The sequence below is a fragment of the Desulfohalovibrio reitneri genome (assembly GCF_000711295.1).
Classification (GTDB): domain Bacteria; phylum Desulfobacterota; class Desulfovibrionia; order Desulfovibrionales; family Desulfovibrionaceae; genus Desulfohalovibrio; species Desulfohalovibrio reitneri.
The window spans coordinates 278,904-295,961 of the sequence record NZ_JOMJ01000004.1; the positions used below are offsets into that span (position 1 = coordinate 278,904).

Here is a 17,058-nt window from a genome sequence, read left to right on the forward strand (position 1 = left end):
GAGGAGGGGAGCGATGCTTCAGCGACTTGGCCGATTCTTCTCCGGGCTTCGGGACAGATCCGCGGCCTTCAAATGGCTCTTCTTCCTGGTGCTGGTCCTGCTGGTGGTGCTGAACTTCTTCATCCACCCCCACCATCCCCATGTCTCCCTGGAAAAGTACGCTGGCTTCTGGGCCGCGTTCGCCCTGGTTTTCGCCGGGCTGATGGCCTTCGTCATCAAGCGCATCATCGCCAATCTGGTCAAAGTGCCCGAGGATTTCTATGACCCAGACGCTTGAGTTCTACCATCCGGCGGCGGGTTTCATCGCCCTGGCCGCGGCCCTGCCGTTCTTCTGCGGCAGATGGTGGCGCTGGCTGTTGCCCGTGCCCGCGATTCTGGCCATCATCTCAGTGTTCACCATGTCTCCGGGCAACTACGGCGGGCTGGAGTGGATGGGCTTCGATCTCAGCCTGGGGCGGGTTGACGCCCTTTCCCTGGTCTTTGCCAACGTATTCGCCATCCAGGCGTTCATCGGCTTCATCTACTCCTTCCATCTCAAGCAGAAGCGCCAGCACGTATTCTCTTCGCTCTACGTGGCGGGCGGCTTCGGCTGCGTCTTTGCGGGCGACTACCTGACCCTGTTCGCCTTCTGGGAGCTGATGAGCGTCGCCTCCACCATGCTCATCTGGTACAACGCCCGCGAGAACAATCGGGCCGGGGGAGCCGGTTTCCGGTACTTCCTGATCCACTCCCTGGGCGGGCTGCTGCTTCTGGGCGGCATGCTGCTGCGCTACAAGGCGCTGGGCACCTTCGACTTCGTGCCCATCGATCCCTCCACCGCCCACTACTACGACTGGCTCATCCTGCTGGGCTTCGGCGTCAACGCGGCCTTCATCGGCCTGCACGCCTGGCTTCCGGACGCCTACCCCGAGGCCACCATCACCGGCGCGGTCTTCATGTCCGCCTTCACCACCAAGACGGCCGTCTACACCCTGGCGCGCGGCTTCGCGGGCTGGGACTTCCTGGCCTGGATGGGCGTGGGCATGGCTCTCTACGGCGTTTTCTACGCTACCATGGAGAACCAGGGACGGAGGATTCTCTCCTACCACATCATGTCCCAGGTGGGGTACATGGTGGCGGGCATCGGCATCGGCACGGCCATGGCGCTGAACGGCGCCACGGCCCACGCCTACGCGCACATCCTTTACAAAGGCCTGCTCTTCATGAGCGTGGGCGCGGTCATCTACGCCACCGGCACGGGGCGTCTGACCGACCTAGGCGGCATGGTGGGCAAGCTGCCCCTGGTCATGATCCTCTATGTGGTGGCCGGGCTTTCCATCTCAGGCATGCCCATCTTCAACGGCTTCATCTCCAAGACCATGACCATCGCCGGGGCCTTCGAGGACCACCAGACCCTCATCGGCATCGGGCTGGAGGTCGCGGCCGTGGGCACCTTCCTCTCGGTGGGCATCAAGCTGCCGTACTTCGCCTTCTGGGGCGGCAAACGGGACAACCCCATCAAGCCCAGGCCAATCCCGGTGAACATGTACCTGGCCATGGGGATTGCCGCGCTGCTCTGCACGGCCCAGGGCCTGTACCCCCAGATGCTCTACGCCCTGCTTCCCTTCCAGGAAGCCGTGCACGAGTACCACCCCTGGACCGCCTGGCACGTGCTGCAGACCAGCCTGCTGCTTGGCTTCACCGGCCTTGTCTTCTACCTCATGCGCAAGACCATGAAGCCGCACGTGCAGCGCAACGTGGACTTCGAACTGCTCTACATCCTGGCCGGCCGCGCCTTCCTCTTCCTGGTGTCGCGGCCCGTGGCCTGGGCGGATTCCATCTGGACCACGGTCTACCGCGTGGTGGGACTGCGGGTTCTGCTGTTCTTCGGCTGGCTGACCTCGGCCTTCGACTGGCGGGCCATCGATGGCGTCGTCGACGGGGTGGCCTACACCACGCGCAACGTTGGAGGCCGCACGGCCAAAACGCAAACCGGCAAGCTGGGCGACTATCTGGCCATGGCCATCGCCTTCGCCCTGGTCGTCCTGGCCTTCATATGGGCCGTGAGCTAACCAAAGGGAGCAGCCAAGCATGACCGAAGTCGGCTACCCGGTCCTTTCCAGCATCATCTTCTTCCCCTTGCTGGCCGCCCTGGTGCTCTTGTTCGTGCGCCACGACGGGGCGGCGCGCTTCATCACCCTGTGCGCCTCGGTGGTGGAGATCATGCTGGCCATCCCCCTGCTGATGCACTTCGTGCCCTCGGACGTGGGCTTTCAGTTCGTGGAGCAGTACCAGTGGGTGCCCTCGCTGGGGCTTTCCTACTACCTTGGCGTGGACGGCATCTCCTATCTGATGGTGCTGTTGACCATCCTCATCCTGCCGCTCTGCGTCCTCTGCTCCTGGACCTACGTTAAACAGCGGGCCAAGGAATTCCACATCTGCCTGCTGCTCATGACCACGGCCTGCATCGGGGTCTTCCTGGCCCTGGACTTCGTGCTCTTCTACATCTTCTGGGAGGCCATGCTGGTCCCCATGTACCTCATGATCGCGGTCTGGGGCGGTCCCAGGCGGCGCTACGCCTCCATCAAGTTCTTCCTCTACACCCTGGCGGGCTCCACCCTGCTGCTGGTGGCCATGGTGGCCTTCTTCCAGTCCCAGGGCACCTTCTCCATCCCGGAGTTGATGCAGGGCGAGTACTCCTTCCGCTTCCAGTTCTGGGCTTTCCTGGCCATGGCCCTGGCCTTCGCCATCAAGGTGCCCATGTTCCCCTTCCACACCTGGCTGCCCGCGGCCCACGTGGAGGCGCCCTCGGCCGGATCGGTGGTGCTGGCCTCGGTGCTCATCAAAATGGGGGCCTACGGCTTCCTGCGCTTCTGCATGACCCTCACCCCCATGGGCATGGATTACTTCACGCCGCTATTCATCGCCCTGTCCGTGGCGGGCATCCTCTACGGCGGGATTATCTGCCTGGGGCAGACCGACGTGAAGAAGCTCATCGCTTACTCCTCGGTGGCCCACATGGGCTTCTGCACCCTGGGCATCTTCATGTTCAACCTGCGCGGCATCGAGGGCGCGCTGATGATCATGCTCAACCACGGGCTGGTCACGGGCGCGCTCTTTATGATGATCGGAGCCATCTACGAGCGCTCCCATTCCCGGGAGATCGAGGACAACCAGGGCATGGGCAAGTTCCTGCCCGCCTTCATGGGCTTCTTCGGTCTCTTCGCCCTGTCCTCCCTGGGCTTCCCCGGACTGAACAGCTTCGTGGGCGAGGCGCTGGTGCTTATCGGGGCCTTCACCTCGGACTGGGTCATCGGCCTCATCGTCATTCCAGGCGCCATGCTGGGCGCGGCCTACATGCTGCGGCTCACCCAGCGCATGACCTACGCCCCCATCGGCCAGGAGCCGTCGCCCAAGGGCAAGGGCTGGCGGGACCTCTCCCCGCGCGAAGTGACCTACCTGCTGCCCCTGGCCGTGCTGACCATCTACATCGGCCTGGCCCCGGGGTTCGCCCTGCGCATCATCGACCCGGCCATCGAGAACCTGCTGGCCGGATACAAGCAGAAGAGCCAGCCCGCGGGATATTTGGCGGAGGAGGGGGAGCGCGAGGTTCCCACGGTTGTCGAGGCCGCCCTGAGCCGGGTCGAGAAGGTTTTCTAGCCAAAGGAGACGCGACGTGAATCTCGACGCAACGCTGATCGCCCCCGAACTCTACCAGCTCCTGGTGGTTCTGGGGCTGTTCGTGCAGACCCTGGCCCCAGCGCCCAAGGACCACAAGCCGGTGGCCTGGATAGGCGCGGCCGCTCTGGTCGGGGTGCTGGTCTCCCTGGTCTCCCTGGGGGGCGGCGCGACCATGTTCTATGGCTCCTACCGGGTGGACGGCATCTCCCAGTTCTTCAAGCTGGCCGTCTCCATCGGCTTCTTCATCGCCGCGGTCAACGCCGTGCGGCAGCCCACCCTGCGGCCCAGGCATGGCCCGGACTACTTCCTTTTCCTTGCCCTGTCCGCCTGGGGGCTCATGCTGCTGGCCTCCTCGGTGGAGCTCATCACAGCCTTCATCGCCCTGGAGATTTCCTCCTACAGCCTCTTTGCCATTGTGCCCCTGCGTGCCCGCTCCAAGGGAGCGGCCGAGGCGGGCATCAAGTACATCCTGTTCGGCGCGGCGGCCACGGCCGTCTCCCTGTACGGATTCTCGTACATCCTGGCCTCCCAGCACACGACCTACATCGCGGAACTGGCCACCAAGTCCTGGAGCTTCGCGGCCGAACCCCTGGCCGCCCTGGGGCTGGTCCTGTTCCTTGCGGGCTTCTTCTACAAGCTGGCCCTGTTCCCGTTTCACTTCTGGTGCCCGGACGTCTACGACGGCGCCTCCAACGAAACGGCCGCCTTCGTGGCTACGCTGCCCAAGCTGGGCGCGGTGGTCATCCTGGTGCGGCTGGCCGCGCTGCTGGAGCCCGGACTGGAGATCACCACGGCCCTGGCCGCCCTGGGCGCGCTGTCCATGACCTTCGGCAACCTCGCGGCCCTGGCCCAGCGCGACATCAAGCGAATTCTGGGCTACTCCTCGGTGGCCCACGCCGGGTACATCACCCTGGGCCTGGTCACGGGCACGGCCGAGGGCTTGGCCGCGGCCGCCTTTTACTCCCTGGCCTACATCCTCATGAACCTGACCTGCTTCTGGGTTGTGTGCCGGTTGGCCGATGACGGACGCAACCTGAGCCTGGACGATCTCAACGGCCTGTACAAACGGGCTCCGGGGTTGGCGCTCATCCTGCTGGTGGCCGCCTTCGCCCTGGTGGGCCTGCCGCCCACCGCCGGGTTCACTGGCAAGCTCTTCCTGCTGTCCGGGGCCTGGGCCCACGGCTACAACTGGCTGGTCATCGTGGCCGCGGTGAACACGGCCATATCCATCTACTACTACCTGAACATGGTCCGCCACGCGTACACCTTCGAGGCGGAGGGACGGACCAGCCCGGCTGTGGGAGCGGGATCGGTTGCCTTCGGCGGCTTGCTGGCCGCGGCCGTGCTGCTGCTCGGCGCCATGCCGGCTCCGGTGTTCGACATGGCCCTGGAAGCCGGGCGATGGTTGCTACCCTGAGGAGGATGACAGGGTATGAGGAGAATACGCCCCTTCCGCAACGCCGGAAGGGGCGTTTTTTTTCACCGCGCTGATGGGAGAAAAACAATGCGCCAATGTGAACAATCAGCCTCGTCAGTTGTGTTGATGTGGGAATGATTTCACAAGAAAATCACGACTGGTGGAGGTTTTATTGAGAAGTTGAATGAATGTAGCACGATATCCATTCAGATTGCTGTAGTGTGAAAAAGACAGGGAGGTAATATTCCGTGAATATCGTCACAAGTGCAAAATTCTTCTCTTCCGCAATGTCTCCTTTTTCACTTTCCTCTCTTTTTGCTTCCCCGTACTTTCCCGTGTCTGTTACGAAAACGTGTCTCCAAAGGGAGATTTCGGAAGAGGACCGTTGAAAAGGAGTCCGTCATGAGCACGTACATGATCAAGACCAACAAGAAGCGCTGCATCAGCTGCAAGGCCTGCGAGGTCCACTGTAAGCTGAAGAACCGTGTGCCCGAAGGAGCCAAGTTGGGCCTGCTGGCCTCCAAGGGGCCGGTCAAGAAGGGCGGCAAGCCCACCTATCTCAACCAGTTCATGCCCTGTTTCCACTGCGAGAAGCCGTGGTGCGTCTCCGCCTGTCCCACCGGGGCAATGATCCGGCGCGAGTCCGACGGCATCGTCTATGTAGACCAGGAACTGTGCGTGGGCTGTAAGGCCTGCATCATGGCCTGCCCTTGGGAAGTCCCCCAGTGGCAGGAATCCACCGGCACGGTCATCAAGTGCGACTACTGCATGGATCGGGTGGACGAGGGGCTCGACCCCGCCTGCGTAACAGCCTGCACCGCCCACGCGCTGGAGTTCCTACGCCCCAACCGCGACTCCGACCGGGTGCGGAAAAACTACGCCAGGGAAAAGTTTCTCACCTAACGGTGGCGGCTTCCGGGGAGGGTCCCCTGGAGAGGAACCATGTTTGGAGAAGGAGGGTATGCAATGGAGAGTGCAGGACGGAGACTTGCCGGCCGGGCATTTCCCCGGCGCGTGATATCGCGCGCACCGGCCGGCTGACACGGGGAGAGCCTGACGACCTATTCGTGGGCGAGGGTACTGGAGCGCTCGGGACGGTGGTCCCGGGTGCATGCAGACAGGGCGGCGCGGCCCCCGGCGGAAAACCGGGCCGGACATTTCAGGAGAAAATCCCCGCCGTCCGCAACTTTTACTGATGACGGAGGAACCGCGATGATGAAAAAGAAGATGTTGGCCTTCCTGGCGCTGGCCCTGAGCCTGTGCTTGGCCGCTCCCGCCATGGGCGCGGTGGAAGCCATGATCGGCGCCAATGACTACAAGGCCGGCGACGTTGTCACCGTATCCGGCCAGATCGACCCTGGTCAGGACCTCTACGTGGCCATCGCCACCAAGAACGAGTTCGCTCCACAGGACACCACGGGCGTCAACGAAAAGACTTCCTTCCAGAAGGACGCCCAGAAGTTCGGCTTCTCCATGTCCACGTCCGTGCCGCACCTTTACTACATGCTCACCACCAACCCCACCGCCTTCGGCTCCACCCAGCCCAAGAAGTACGGTGGCCCCTCCTTCATGACCGGCATCTACTCCACCACCATGTTCAACCTCAAGAAGTGGGGAGAACTGCCGGCTGACGTGAAGCCCTACCTCGGTCCCATCGACTCCGAGGACGAGTGGAAGTTCTTCGTCTACAACCACGAGAACAGCTACGGCATCAACACGGTCACCAAGGAGCTCACCCGCGTGGGCAAGGTGACCATCTTCGCCCGCTCCGTCATCGCCGACCACGCCGAGTACCCCAACTACTGGAACGAGGGCACCACCATCGAGTTGAACAAGGAGACCGGCGAGTTCACCGCCTCCTTCGACTCCTTCCGCCACACCCCGCCCGACACCGAGTTCGTGGTCTACGTCAACGGCCAGGAAGTCGGCGGCTACACCATCGAGGGCAACGGCTTCTGGCTCGACCTCGGCGGCCGTTACATGAACCCCATCTGGATCATCATCGGCGCCATCGCCGTGGGTGCCTTCTTCACCCTCATCGGCGCCGCCGGCGGCATGCTCATGGCCGCCTATCAGGTCATGGTGGTCAACACCATGGGCCCCGTGGGCATCAACGCGGCCAACGTGCTGCGCCCCTCCAACGTTGCCCTGACCCTGTTCTCGCCCCTGGGCGCCTTCTACCGCTTCGCCATCAAGGAGCGCCGCGTGGCCTGGCCCGTTGGCATCTCCTTCGGCGTGGGCATCCTCATCGGCTCCATCTGGCTGGGCAAGTACGCCACCGCCGTGCTGCCCCTGGCCTCCTACAAGGAATGGCTGGCCGTGCTGGTCGTCATCATGGGCATCCGCACCCTCTATGAGCTGACTCCGGCTGTCATGGAGAAGCGGCAGAACATCAAGGCCATGATGAAGAAGTTCAACGAAGAGGTGAAGAAGGCCAAGGCCGAGGGCCGCGCCGCCGAGATGGGCTCCATCGAGCCGGTCTCCAAGGGCCTCACCAAGTACACCTTCAAGTTCTGGGGCGAGGAATTCTCCATCAACCCGCTCCTGTTCGGCCTCATCGGCGTGGGCATCGGCATCATCGCCCGCTCCTTCGGCATCGGCGGCGGCTTCCTGCTGGTGCCCATCATGACCATGGTCGGCGCCCTGCCCATGTACGTGGCCGTGCCCGTTGGCCTGGTGGGAACCTGCTTCTCCTCCATCGGCGCCTTCATCGGCTACCTCATGAACGGCTATCTGCCCGACCTGTGGATCGCCATCGCCATCATCATCGGTGGTTTCGTGGGCGGCATGCTGGGCTCCAGGCTGCAGCGGCTCTTCTCCGAGAAGCAGCTCAAGTGGATCCTGGCCATCGTGCTGTTCTTCCTGTTCTTCCGCTTCTTCAAGATCGAGGTCTGGATCTAGCGGCTTGATAGGCAACACCGTCTGAACAAACTGGGGGGAGGGGGTCGCCCCTCCCCCTTCATTCAAACCGGGAGATACGATGGACTGGCTCTGGATGCGGATAGTGGCCCTGGTGGGCCTGGCGAAAGAGGGCCTGGACGCCCTCACCGCACCGCTGCTCTTCCTGGGACCGACCGCCACCGTGGCCCTCCTGGCCCTGGGCACCGTGCTCGCGGCCAAGCTCTTCTCCCGTTACCGCACCAGGCGGTACCACCGCCTCAAGGCCGAGTTCGAGTACTGGTTCGACGTCCGCCAGAAGGCTTTGGCCAGTTCCGAGGACCGGGACAAGGCTGAAATGCTGGCCCGCGACATCGACAAGTCCAAGCTCAATCGGCTCTACTACGACTTTTTCCTTGAAGGGTTCCTGAACAACCTGCTGACCAGCTATCTGCCCGTTCTGTGCATGGCCGCCTACGTCAACGAGGCCTTCCGGCCGCAGGTCATGGCCGCGCGCTTCGGACGGGAGGAACTCTTCATGTTGCCCTGGTTCGGGGGCGAGGTCCCCATGGCCGGGCTACCTTTCTTCGTCTTTACCGTCATCGGCTGGTACGTGGCCATTGCCGCCACGCCAGCCCTGTACCGCCGCCTCCGCCGCGCTCGCACCGGCTCCGTGGCCGCGCCCTCCGCCGGTGGGCAGGGGAGCGAAGCGTGAACCCGCACGCCGACGGCATCTGGGCCTGGCTCGAGCACAAGGCCCCCAACTTCCCGGCCTTCCTCTACGGCTGCACCTCGGGCGCGCTCGGCTTGGCCGCCTTCGGCTTCCTGCTGCTGCTTTTCCTGGCGCAGCACGCCGTGGCCGGCATGTATGTGGGCGCGCTGGTGGCCGCCTGTGCCGCCGGGTACAGCTTCGGGCAAAAACGCAAGACCGGCGTCACCCGCGGGGCCATGCTTCAGGCCCTGCTGCTGGGAGCGCTTGTCGGCCTTGCCGCCTACCTCGGCCTGGACAACGCCGCCGACCGCTTTCCCTACGCCTCGCCCGGCCTGTTCGACCTGTCCACCCTGGTCATAGGCGGTTTGGCCGCCTCCTTCGCCGGGCTGCGCCTGCGCCAGCGGTTCGAGGAAATCGGCTGACCATTCCCGCTTGACCCCGCCCCCCGTCCTGTTCATCCTCTCCCCATGACCGGCCGAGCGTCGGAAACGGAGGGTTCATGCACGAGACATCCCTGGGCGGCTCCATTCGCGATTACCTCACCGGTGAGGAGACACCCAACACCACCTACGAGGAGATGCGCCAGGCACTTGCCAAGCTCATGGTGGAGGAGCGCGGCTATCCCAAGGACCGCCTGCGCCCCAAGGTGGGAGTCTCCTTCGAGATTGACGGCGGGAATTTCTGCCGGGTGGTGGACCTGGTGGTCGAGGACGAGTCCGGCCGTCCCCTCCTGGCCGTGCTTTTCTGTTCCGGCATCCCCGGCACCTACACCCGCGAGACCCTGGCCTCGGCCCGCCTTCTGCCCGACGGTCCCGTCCCCTTGGCCCTTGCCACCGACACCATGGACGCCGTGCTCCTCAGCGTGCCGGACGGGAAGGAACTCGGCACCGGCATGGACGCCCTCCCTCGCTGGGAGGACCTGCCCGCTCTGGCCCAGGGCCGGGACACCTCCCCGCTCTCCGAAGACCGCGCCCAGCGCGAGCGCCGAATTCTCTACGCCTACTCCGAAATGCTCTCCTCTTGCTGCGAATCCACCTGCTGCCCTCTGCCTGGTCGGTGACCGTCGAGGTCGCCCCCTGGCTTCGTTGCTTCGGAGGGCGCAGGGGCGGGCCGTACGGGGGTACTGTCCCGCCCCTGCGCCCTCCTTGCGCCTCGCCAGGGAACGACCTCGACGGCCTGATTCACGCGTCAGTGCGCGGGGCTCGTCCGTCCAGGGGGACGGACATCGCGAAGAGGGGGTGGGCGCTTGCGCGCGCATGGGAGTGGGCGGGAGGATTCCATCTCCGGGGAGATGTAATGGGGAGTGGGGCGCTTGCGCGCGCCCGGGAGAAAGAACTGCGCAAGCAGGGCTGCTGGCGCGACGCCCTGGGTGGACGCTTGTGCGCACCTGGGAGTAGGCGGGAGTTTTCCATCTCCAGGGGGATGTTACTGGGAGTGGGCGCTTGCGCGCGCCCGGGAGAAAGAACTGCGCAAGCAGGGGCGCTAGCGCGAAGCCCTGGGGGAGCGCTTGCACGCGCCCGGGAGAAAGAAGGCATGTCTTTGGGTGGAGTTAACGTGGTAACTGCCCTGGCAGGGGGTCTGCGCGCGCTCGGGGGGAAGAAAGTGGCTATCCCCATGAGGAAGGGGGGAAATCTCGCTGGTCGTCGGGCGGAGTTGTTCCGCCCGCTTTCAGGCCTGCAGTTTGGCGGCCAGGGTTTCCAGTTCGTTGGGTTCGTGGTCGGTCTGGTCGTCGGCGTAGAGGAGCTGGCGCATGAAGAAGGGGCTGTCCACGTCCAGGGCGGCCTTGCCGCGTTTGGCCATGGACACCACCGCCTCGCGCACGCGCTGACGTTCCGGAGCGGGCAGTTTTTCCACCAGGCCGTCCAGCCTCGAGGGCAGGGAGGTCAGCAACTCGGCTTTCTTTCGCAGTGCTTGGCGGTGGCCTTGCAGGTCGCCCACGGCCGCCAGCTTTCCAGCGTCGGCTTCCAGGTCGCGGATTTCCCTGGCCGTGTCGGTCAGCAGGTCTTTTACGTCAGACATGGCTCTCCTCCATTCGCCTGGGCAGGTCGATGGCAAAGCGGGTGCCGTCCTCCTCCGTGGAGGTGAAGAAGACCCTGCCGCCCAGGTATTTTTCGCCCAGCAGTTTCATGCCGTAGGTTCCCAGGCCCCGTCCGCCACCCTTGGTGGAGAAGGAGCGCTGGAAGATGAGCAACTGGTCGTCCTCGGGAATGGCCGTTGGATTGCGCACTTCAAAGCGCACCCGGCCCTCGTCCGTCACGTCGCACGAGGCGGTCACGGTCGCGCCCTCATACTCCGCCTCCAGGGCGTTCTTGATCATGTTCTCCACCACCCGCTTGAGCAGTACCGAATCGGTGCGGATGGGGTCGGGGCAGCCGTTTTCCACCAGAAGCTCCTTGCCCGCCGCCAGGTCGGAGCGGTTGTAAATCCTGGCCACGCCGGAAAGCAGGGTGCCGGGGTCCACGTCATGCGGGTTGATCTGCAATTCCCTTTGCTCCGCGGCCAGCAGGTCCTTTTGGGCCAGGATCTCCTCCACCATTTGCTCGAAGTAGTCGGACAGCAGGCGGGCGTCCTCGCCAAGGTTGGGCGGTGCGTCCTCGCGCAGCATCTGGATGAGCCCCCGGATTCCCGAAGCGGAATTGAGGATGTCGTGGAAGAATACCCGCTCCAGGGCGCGGCGGCGCTTCTCTCCGGAGATGTCCTGCACATGGAACAGGGTGTAGATCTCGTCGGCCACCTCCAGGGGCTTGGTGGTGACAAGCAGGTCCATGGCCTCCATGTCGTCCCCCTCGCTCCGGGTCAGGCGGCATTCGCGGGTGCATTCCCGGCCGGACAACCCCTCCATGATAGCCTGGGCCGCACCGCAGTGGCGACAGGCCTCGGCCGTGCCGCAGCCCCCGGGGGTCTCCTTGCTGCGGGGGCAGCCCAGCACCTCGCCCGGCCGCGAGCCGAGCAGCTTCCGCACACCCTCCGGACCAAGAGCCTTCTCGAACGCCTTGTTGGCAAAGACTATCTGGCGGTATGCGTTGAGGATGAAGATGATGTTGGGCAGGGAATCGAGGATCAACCGCAACTCGGTCTCCCCCACGACGCGGGCTTGCCGTTGGATTTCAGCCTCGCCCAAGCGTTCGGGCGGCAGGAAGGCGGTTTCAGGGGTGGTGGTCATGCGTGGACTCCGGTATGTGGGAGCGGACAGTATGGACTTCCACGCGAGTGCGGGTCAAGTTCGGCCCGGGCGCGGCCGGACTGGAGGAGAGGAGTGATCATCTGCACGCGCTGCGGCGGACCCAACGAGGACCGGGCCCTGGTCTGCGTGGTCTGCGGCCGCAAGCTGCAAAGCGCCAGAAAAGCCGGCGACGAGGGTCGCTCCCCGCTTGAATTCCGGGATTCCCCGGAGCCCCTTTCCCTGGGCGGCTTTCTGCGCGGCGAGGGAGGCCTGCGCAGACACCTGGAGGCCTGGGCGGGATTGGCCGTGCTGCTGGGCGCGGCCGGATACGGGCTTGCCACCGGGGAATATCTGCCACTGTGGCTGGCCGTTCCGGTGGTGGGGCTGGCCGCTTGGCTGCGCAAGCTGTGAAGCGGATTCAATCGCAGCAGCGCACGGTCATGGCGGTGCCGCACATGGTCTTGCCGATGGTGGCCGTGAGACAGCGCGCCTCCTTTCGCACTTCAAAAGGCACCGTGATGCGCGTCTTGCCCCAGGCGGAACTGGAGAGCATGAGCCGCCCCTCGGCGGCGTAGCTGTAGAAGTCGTGCGTGTCCGATGCGTAGAAGGCGCTGAAGACGTACACGTCGTTGACCTCGCGAACGAAATTGTAGTCCGGCGGGGTCTTGCAGGTCACGGCGGCCAGGGCTTTCTGGGAAAGGCAGCGCAGCAGCTTTTCGGGTGAGAAGGGCGGCTCCCCGTCGCGTATGCGGGGTGGCTGCTGCATGGGAAGCGGGGCCAGGCTTCCCGGTCCCGGCGCTGTGGCGTTGCCCTGGGTCGCGTTTCCCTGCGTCGCGTTGCCTTCCCGCAGGGGGAAGGGCACTTCCGGTCCGGCCTCCCCGTTTTCCTGACCAAAGGCCGGGACGGCGGCCAGCAGGAGAACGAGCACAAGGGACAGAAGCGGCAGGCGGCGCATCAGAACTCCAGGAAGATTTGAAAGCCCTTGGGGTTGTCTGTCTCGCACTGGTTCTTGCACCCCGCGCACTGGAAGCTGCCGGGCTTGTGGAACCAGACCGCCTTGCGGGGCGTGGGGCATTGGAAGAATTCATACACTGTGGCGTCCACCGTCCCTCTGAAGAGCGTGTAGCCTTCCTGTTTGAGAAAATCCTTGAAGCGCAACCCTTCCTCCGGGGCGTCTTCGGGGTGCGCGGCTACTCGAAGCTGACTTCCACGGTGAATTCGCCGTGCTCGGTGGTGAAGGGCACGGCCATAATGGGGCTGTTGACCACGTGCGAGATGGTGTGGTTGTTGCCCATGATGACCGTGGGCGTGGCCGCCTGGAAAACGTACCCCATCTCGGAGAGCCCGCGCCTGGCCTGGCCGGAGATCATGTTGGTCACTTCTCCCACCGCGTCCTTGACGTCCTGGATGACGTCCTCGATCTCTCCGCCGAGCATGTTTTTGACGATGGCGATGGCGCAGTCCCGGGTGAAGGTCACGGAAATGGTTCCGTTCTTCTCGCCGGTGATGCCGATGATGCCGGTGACGTCGCCCTTGGCGATGTTATCCTTTTTGACGTAGGGTTTGCCCGCCTCCGGCGTGACCATGGCCATGGTGGAGAGTACGTCTGTCGTGGCCTTGATGAAAGGCTTGGCTATATTGATGTCCACCAGCGAGGTCTCCTTGTCCGGTTCCCTTCTTGACGTTTTCGAGTGCCGCACGGGGAGCGGGATGGCTGCGGCCCGGCGCGCCGTTCCCCATTCGCGCCCCGTTTTAAACCGGCCGTCCCGCTCTGGCAACCCCCGCTTCCCCTTGCGCTCGTCACCCGTGGGAATTATGAAGGGGGCGCCGGAGGAGAATCTCCGGCCCGGCTCGGGAGGGGGACATGACTGAGCGAGAAGACGGCCTGCTGGGGGACATCACCGTCCTGCACGTGGAGGACGACTCCATCATCCGCTTTCATCTGGAGGCCATCCTGGGGAAGCGGGTCAAGGAGCTGATTTCCGTTGAGGACGGCGAGACCGGCCTTGAGGAGTTCAGGAGGCTCCAGCCGGACGTTGTCATCAGCGACATCCGGCTGCCGGGCATGTCCGGGCTGGAGATGATTGAGGCCATCCGCGAGGAGGATCCGGAAGCGCCGGTCATCGTCACCTCGGCCTACTCCGACGTGGAGTACATGCTCAAGGCCATCGAGCTGGGCGTGGACAAGTACCTCGTCAAGCCCTTCGAGCCCTCCCAGGTGCAGCGGGCGGTCATCAGGTCCGCCCGCAGCGTCCTCGCCCACCGCCGCATCGCCGAAGCGCACCGCTACGCCAACTTCCTGCTGGACATCAATCCCAACTTCATCGCCACCTTCGACGGCGACGAGGTGGAGTATATTAACTCCACTTTTCTGGATTTTATGGGGTTTTCTTCCCTGCAGACGTTCATCCTCTCCGGACGGACCATCGCCGATTTCGTGCAGGAGGTGGATGGCCACCAGGATGCCACCCGAAGGGAGCGCTGGCACCGCGAGGTCATGAAAAAACCGGACGGCGAGTCGATCATCCGCCTCAATGGAGGCGACGGTGAGACGGAGCGCGCCTGCTTGGCCAGCCACAACCGTTTCGACGACACCGGCAAGGTGGTCCTCGTCCTCACCGATATCACGAAGTTGGACAACGAGAGGAAGTGCTTGGCCGTGCAGGCCAAGACCGACTACCTCACGGGTCTGAGCAACCGCCTCAGCATACTGGAGCGCCTGGACGAGGAAATGGCCCGCGCCAACCGCTACGGCCAGCCCCTCTCCCTGGTCATGTTCGACATCGACGACTTCAAGCGCGTCAACGACGTCCACGGCCACGTGGCCGGAGACGAGGTGCTCAAGGCGCTGGCCTCTGGGTATCGCGAGCACCTGAGGGAAAACGACATGCTGGCCCGCTGGGGCGGCGAGGAATTCCTGCTGCTTCTGCCCGGCTGCGACGACGCCCAGGCAGGTCGCGTGGCGGACAAGCTGCTCCGCCTGCTGCGCGAAGAACCAGTGGGGCCGGACGGCGGCATCACCATCAGTTTCGGCGTTACCGGCTATCTGCCGGGGGAAAAGCGGGAGACGGTCCTGGAGCGGGTGGACCAGGCGCTGCACCAGGCCAAGAGCGGCGGCAAGGACAGGCTGGTAGCCCTCTAGCCTTCTCCCTCGCGGCGGACCTCGGACGAGGCCGCCCTGTTGCCGCCCTGGCGCTTGGCCTCGTGCAGTGCGGAAACCGCCTCCTCCATGAGCACGTCCGGTTCGTCGTCCGGCCCCGGCGGCATGCTGGCCACGCCGATGGACACCGTGACCAAGGGAGCGGCCTCCGAGTCCGGGTTGGCCACGGCCAGCCCCACAACGCCGTCCCGCACGGACTCGGCCACCAGCAGCCCGCCCAGGTTGTCCGTTTCCGGCAGCACCACGGTGAACACGCCGTCGTTGCCGTCGTGGAAATCCCCCGGCCGCTTGAGGCTCTCTTCGATGACCTCGGATATCTTGCCCGAAAGATCCTCGGCCCGGCCTCGGCCCTGGCGCGAGACAAAGGCCCCGTAGTGGTCCACGTCCACCGCCAGCACGCAGATGGACCGCAGGGAGCGCTGGGCCCGTTTCCACTCGCGCCTGAGGTTGGCCTCGAAGTCCGGGCCCAGTCCGGAGCGCCAGCGGCACCAGGCGTCCTCGTCCCCGCCGTCGAGGTAGAGGGTCTCGGGCGCCGCCCCGTCGCCCGGCAGGGTCAGGGAGAAGCGAACTCCGCTGGGCGTGGGGTTGCGGGAGAGGTAGCCGCCCAACCCCCTGGCCAGCCGGTAGCACAGGGGAATCTCCAACTGCTCGCCGCCCTCCTCGAAGGGGGAGTAGGTCTCGCCCTTGTCCGGCAGGACCAGGTGGCGGGAGACATCCGCCTCCACCTCCAGCCGCAGGCCCTCCCCCTCCGGCAGGGTCCGAAGGTGGCAGAGCCCCCCTTCGGGCATGCGGCGGGCGCAGTAGATAAGCAGTGTGACCAGGAGTTGGCCCAGCAGGTCAGGGTCCAGGTTCACTTCTGGCAGGTCCGGGTCGAAAACGGGTTCGGCGGTCACGCCGCGCTCGTCCATGTCCGAGGCCAGCAGGTCCAGGCACTCCCTGGCCACGCGGTTGACCGAGGTGGGGCGGCGCATGATGCGCAGGGGGCGCAAGTAGTCGCGAATGCGGCAGAGTAGCCGCTCAAGGCGTCCGGTTTCGGCCAGCACGATCTCCGCCTCGCGCGAGCCCGGGTGGTCGCGCAGCAGCCTGCGGGCGAATCCGCCGATGATCATCAGGGGGTTGCGGAACTCGTGGGCCACCTCGGCGGATATGCCGCCCAGCACCTTCAGCCGTTCGTCCTGGATGAGGGCGCGCTCCAGCACCACGCGGTCGGAAATGTCCATGATGACCCCGTCCACGCCTGGCGCTCCCGCCTGGCTGGTCAGGCTGTAGCGCGGCATGGAGCGGATGAGGCAGTGCACCTCGTGCCCGTTCTTGTGCACCAGCCTGGCCTGGGTGGTGAAGGGGGATGAACGCTCCACGGCCGAGGCCAGCCGCTTGGCGAGGCGCTCGCGGTCGTCCTCGGCGGTGCGCTCCAGCAGGAAACCGGGTTGGTCCAGGACCTCGGCGTCGCTGTAGCCCAGCACGTGCTGGACGGCGCGGTTGATGAAGATCAGCCGCAGGTCCTCGTCCAGGGAGAAGAGGATGAGAGGGATGTTCTGGACCAGATGGTCGTAGCGCAGCCGTGCCTGGAAGGCCAGGTCCTCCAGCCGGGCGCGGTCGCGGAAGCGGTGCACCGCCAGGACCACGTCCTCCTCGCTGTGCGGGGGATGCAGGAAGTCGCAGGCCCCGAAACGCAGAGCCTGGACCGCGTCGTCCAGGGATTCCGAAGAGCTGACGAATACCAGCCCCAGGGAGGGGGAGAAGTCGCGCAGGGCGCGGGCCAAGTCGAACCCGCTGCGGCCCAGGTGGCGCACGGCCACGAAGGCCAGGGAGCAGGGCTCGGCGGCCATGGCCCGCTCCGCGGAGTCGGCGTTGTCGCGGGGGACCACCTTGTGGCCGTGGCGGGACAGGATGCGGCAGATGTGTTCACGCCGCCCCGGATCGAAGTCCACCACCAGAACGCGTTCGGCGGGGCTGTCAGCCGGTGCTCGCCCGCCCTCGGGTCGCTCTTGGCCGTGGGTTTCCTCGTTCATTCCACCTTTCCTACGCCATTGTGCGAATGATGCAAGGGGGCGGAGGGAATGACGCGG

General features: G+C 64.9%; 17 protein-coding genes. 11 read left to right on the forward strand and 6 right to left on the reverse strand.

The window, feature by feature from the left end:
• Positions 1-13 precede the first annotated feature (13 nt).
• The 9 genes from N911_RS0113835 to N911_RS0113875 all read left to right on the forward strand — a co-directional run bounded on the left by N911_RS0113835 (position 14) and on the right by N911_RS0113875 (position 9,726).
• Entirely contained in the window at positions 14-277 is a 264-nt protein-coding gene (locus N911_RS0113835; protein ID WP_029898157.1) for a hypothetical protein, read from the forward strand.
• On the forward strand, positions 261-2,051 hold the full coding sequence (locus N911_RS0113840) for a Na(+)/H(+) antiporter subunit D (RefSeq protein WP_029898158.1): 1,791 nt from the start codon (positions 261-263) through the stop codon (positions 2,049-2,051). The genes N911_RS0113835 and N911_RS0113840 overlap by 17 nt, the downstream gene beginning before the upstream one ends.
• Before the next feature lie 19 nt (positions 2,052-2,070).
• Complete coding sequence (locus tag N911_RS0113845; protein WP_029898159.1) at positions 2,071-3,639, forward strand: complex I subunit 4 family protein; 1,569 nt, start codon at positions 2,071-2,073, stop codon at positions 3,637-3,639.
• A gap of 16 nt (positions 3,640-3,655) precedes the next feature.
• Complete coding sequence (locus N911_RS0113850) at positions 3,656-5,077, forward strand: NADH-quinone oxidoreductase subunit N (RefSeq protein WP_029898161.1); 1,422 nt, start codon at positions 3,656-3,658, stop codon at positions 5,075-5,077.
• Between the two features lie 402 nt (positions 5,078-5,479).
• On the forward strand, positions 5,480-5,980 hold the full coding sequence (locus N911_RS0113855) for a 4Fe-4S dicluster domain-containing protein (protein ID WP_029898163.1): 501 nt from the start codon (positions 5,480-5,482) through the stop codon (positions 5,978-5,980).
• 309 nt (positions 5,981-6,289) lie between these two features.
• A complete protein-coding gene (locus N911_RS0113860) occupies positions 6,290-7,978 on the forward strand; it encodes a sulfite exporter TauE/SafE family protein (RefSeq protein WP_202593881.1) in 1,689 nt (562 codons plus the stop codon).
• 79 nt (positions 7,979-8,057) lie between these two features.
• Entirely contained in the window at positions 8,058-8,669 is a 612-nt protein-coding gene (locus N911_RS0113865) for a hypothetical protein (protein ID WP_029898167.1), read from the forward strand.
• Entirely contained in the window at positions 8,666-9,088 is a 423-nt protein-coding gene (locus tag N911_RS0113870; protein WP_029898170.1) for a hypothetical protein, read from the forward strand. The genes N911_RS0113865 and N911_RS0113870 overlap by 4 nt, the downstream gene beginning before the upstream one ends.
• 77 nt (positions 9,089-9,165) lie before the next feature.
• The gene (locus tag N911_RS0113875) at positions 9,166-9,726 is read left to right on the forward strand and encodes a type I restriction enzyme HsdR N-terminal domain-containing protein (RefSeq protein ID WP_029898171.1); all 561 of its coding nucleotides are present in this window, start codon (positions 9,166-9,168) and stop codon (positions 9,724-9,726) included.
• Between the two features lie 608 nt (positions 9,727-10,334).
• On the opposite strand, the gene N911_RS0113880 is transcribed toward N911_RS0113875, so the two are convergent.
• Positions 10,335-10,685: a hypothetical protein gene (locus N911_RS0113880; protein ID WP_029898173.1), complete on the reverse strand. Its 351-nt coding sequence runs from the start codon at positions 10,683-10,685 to the stop codon at positions 10,335-10,337.
• A complete protein-coding gene (locus tag N911_RS0113885; protein WP_035105564.1) occupies positions 10,678-11,829 on the reverse strand; it encodes a PAS domain-containing sensor histidine kinase in 1,152 nt (383 codons plus the stop codon). Before N911_RS0113885 ends, N911_RS0113880 begins: the two co-directional genes overlap by 8 nt.
• Positions 11,830-11,922: 93 nt before the next feature.
• On the opposite strand from N911_RS0113885, the gene N911_RS0113890 reads away from it, so the two are divergent.
• Entirely contained in the window at positions 11,923-12,240 is a 318-nt protein-coding gene (locus N911_RS0113890) for a zinc ribbon domain-containing protein (RefSeq protein WP_029898175.1), read from the forward strand.
• A gap of 7 nt (positions 12,241-12,247) precedes the next feature.
• On the opposite strand, the gene N911_RS0113895 is transcribed toward N911_RS0113890, so the two are convergent.
• Genes N911_RS0113895 through N911_RS0113905 form a run of 3 tightly spaced genes read right to left on the reverse strand, consistent with a single transcriptional unit; the run spans position 12,248 to position 13,478 of the window.
• Entirely contained in the window at positions 12,248-12,784 is a 537-nt protein-coding gene (locus tag N911_RS0113895) for a hypothetical protein (protein WP_029898178.1), read from the reverse strand.
• Positions 12,784-12,987, reverse strand: a complete 204-nt coding sequence (locus N911_RS0113900; protein ID WP_029898180.1) for a hypothetical protein — start codon at positions 12,985-12,987, stop codon at positions 12,784-12,786. The genes N911_RS0113895 and N911_RS0113900 overlap by 1 nt, the downstream gene beginning before the upstream one ends.
• 32 nt (positions 12,988-13,019) lie before the next feature.
• Positions 13,020-13,478 (reverse strand): chemotaxis protein CheX, encoded by a 459-nt coding sequence (locus tag N911_RS0113905; protein ID WP_029898181.1) that lies wholly within the window; start codon positions 13,476-13,478, stop codon positions 13,020-13,022.
• A 215-nt stretch (positions 13,479-13,693) separates the two neighbouring features.
• Between N911_RS0113905 and N911_RS0113910 the strand changes: the two genes are divergently transcribed.
• A complete protein-coding gene (locus tag N911_RS0113910) occupies positions 13,694-14,971 on the forward strand; it encodes a sensor domain-containing diguanylate cyclase (protein WP_029898183.1) in 1,278 nt (425 codons plus the stop codon).
• Here the strand turns inward: N911_RS0113910 and N911_RS19050 are convergent.
• Positions 14,968-17,001 carry a diguanylate cyclase gene (locus N911_RS19050; protein ID WP_029898185.1) on the reverse strand — a complete coding sequence of 678 codons (2,034 nt, stop codon included), beginning with the start codon at positions 16,999-17,001 and terminating at the stop codon, positions 14,968-14,970. The genes N911_RS0113910 and N911_RS19050 overlap by 4 nt on opposite strands.
• Between the last annotated feature and the right edge of the window lie 57 nt (positions 17,002-17,058).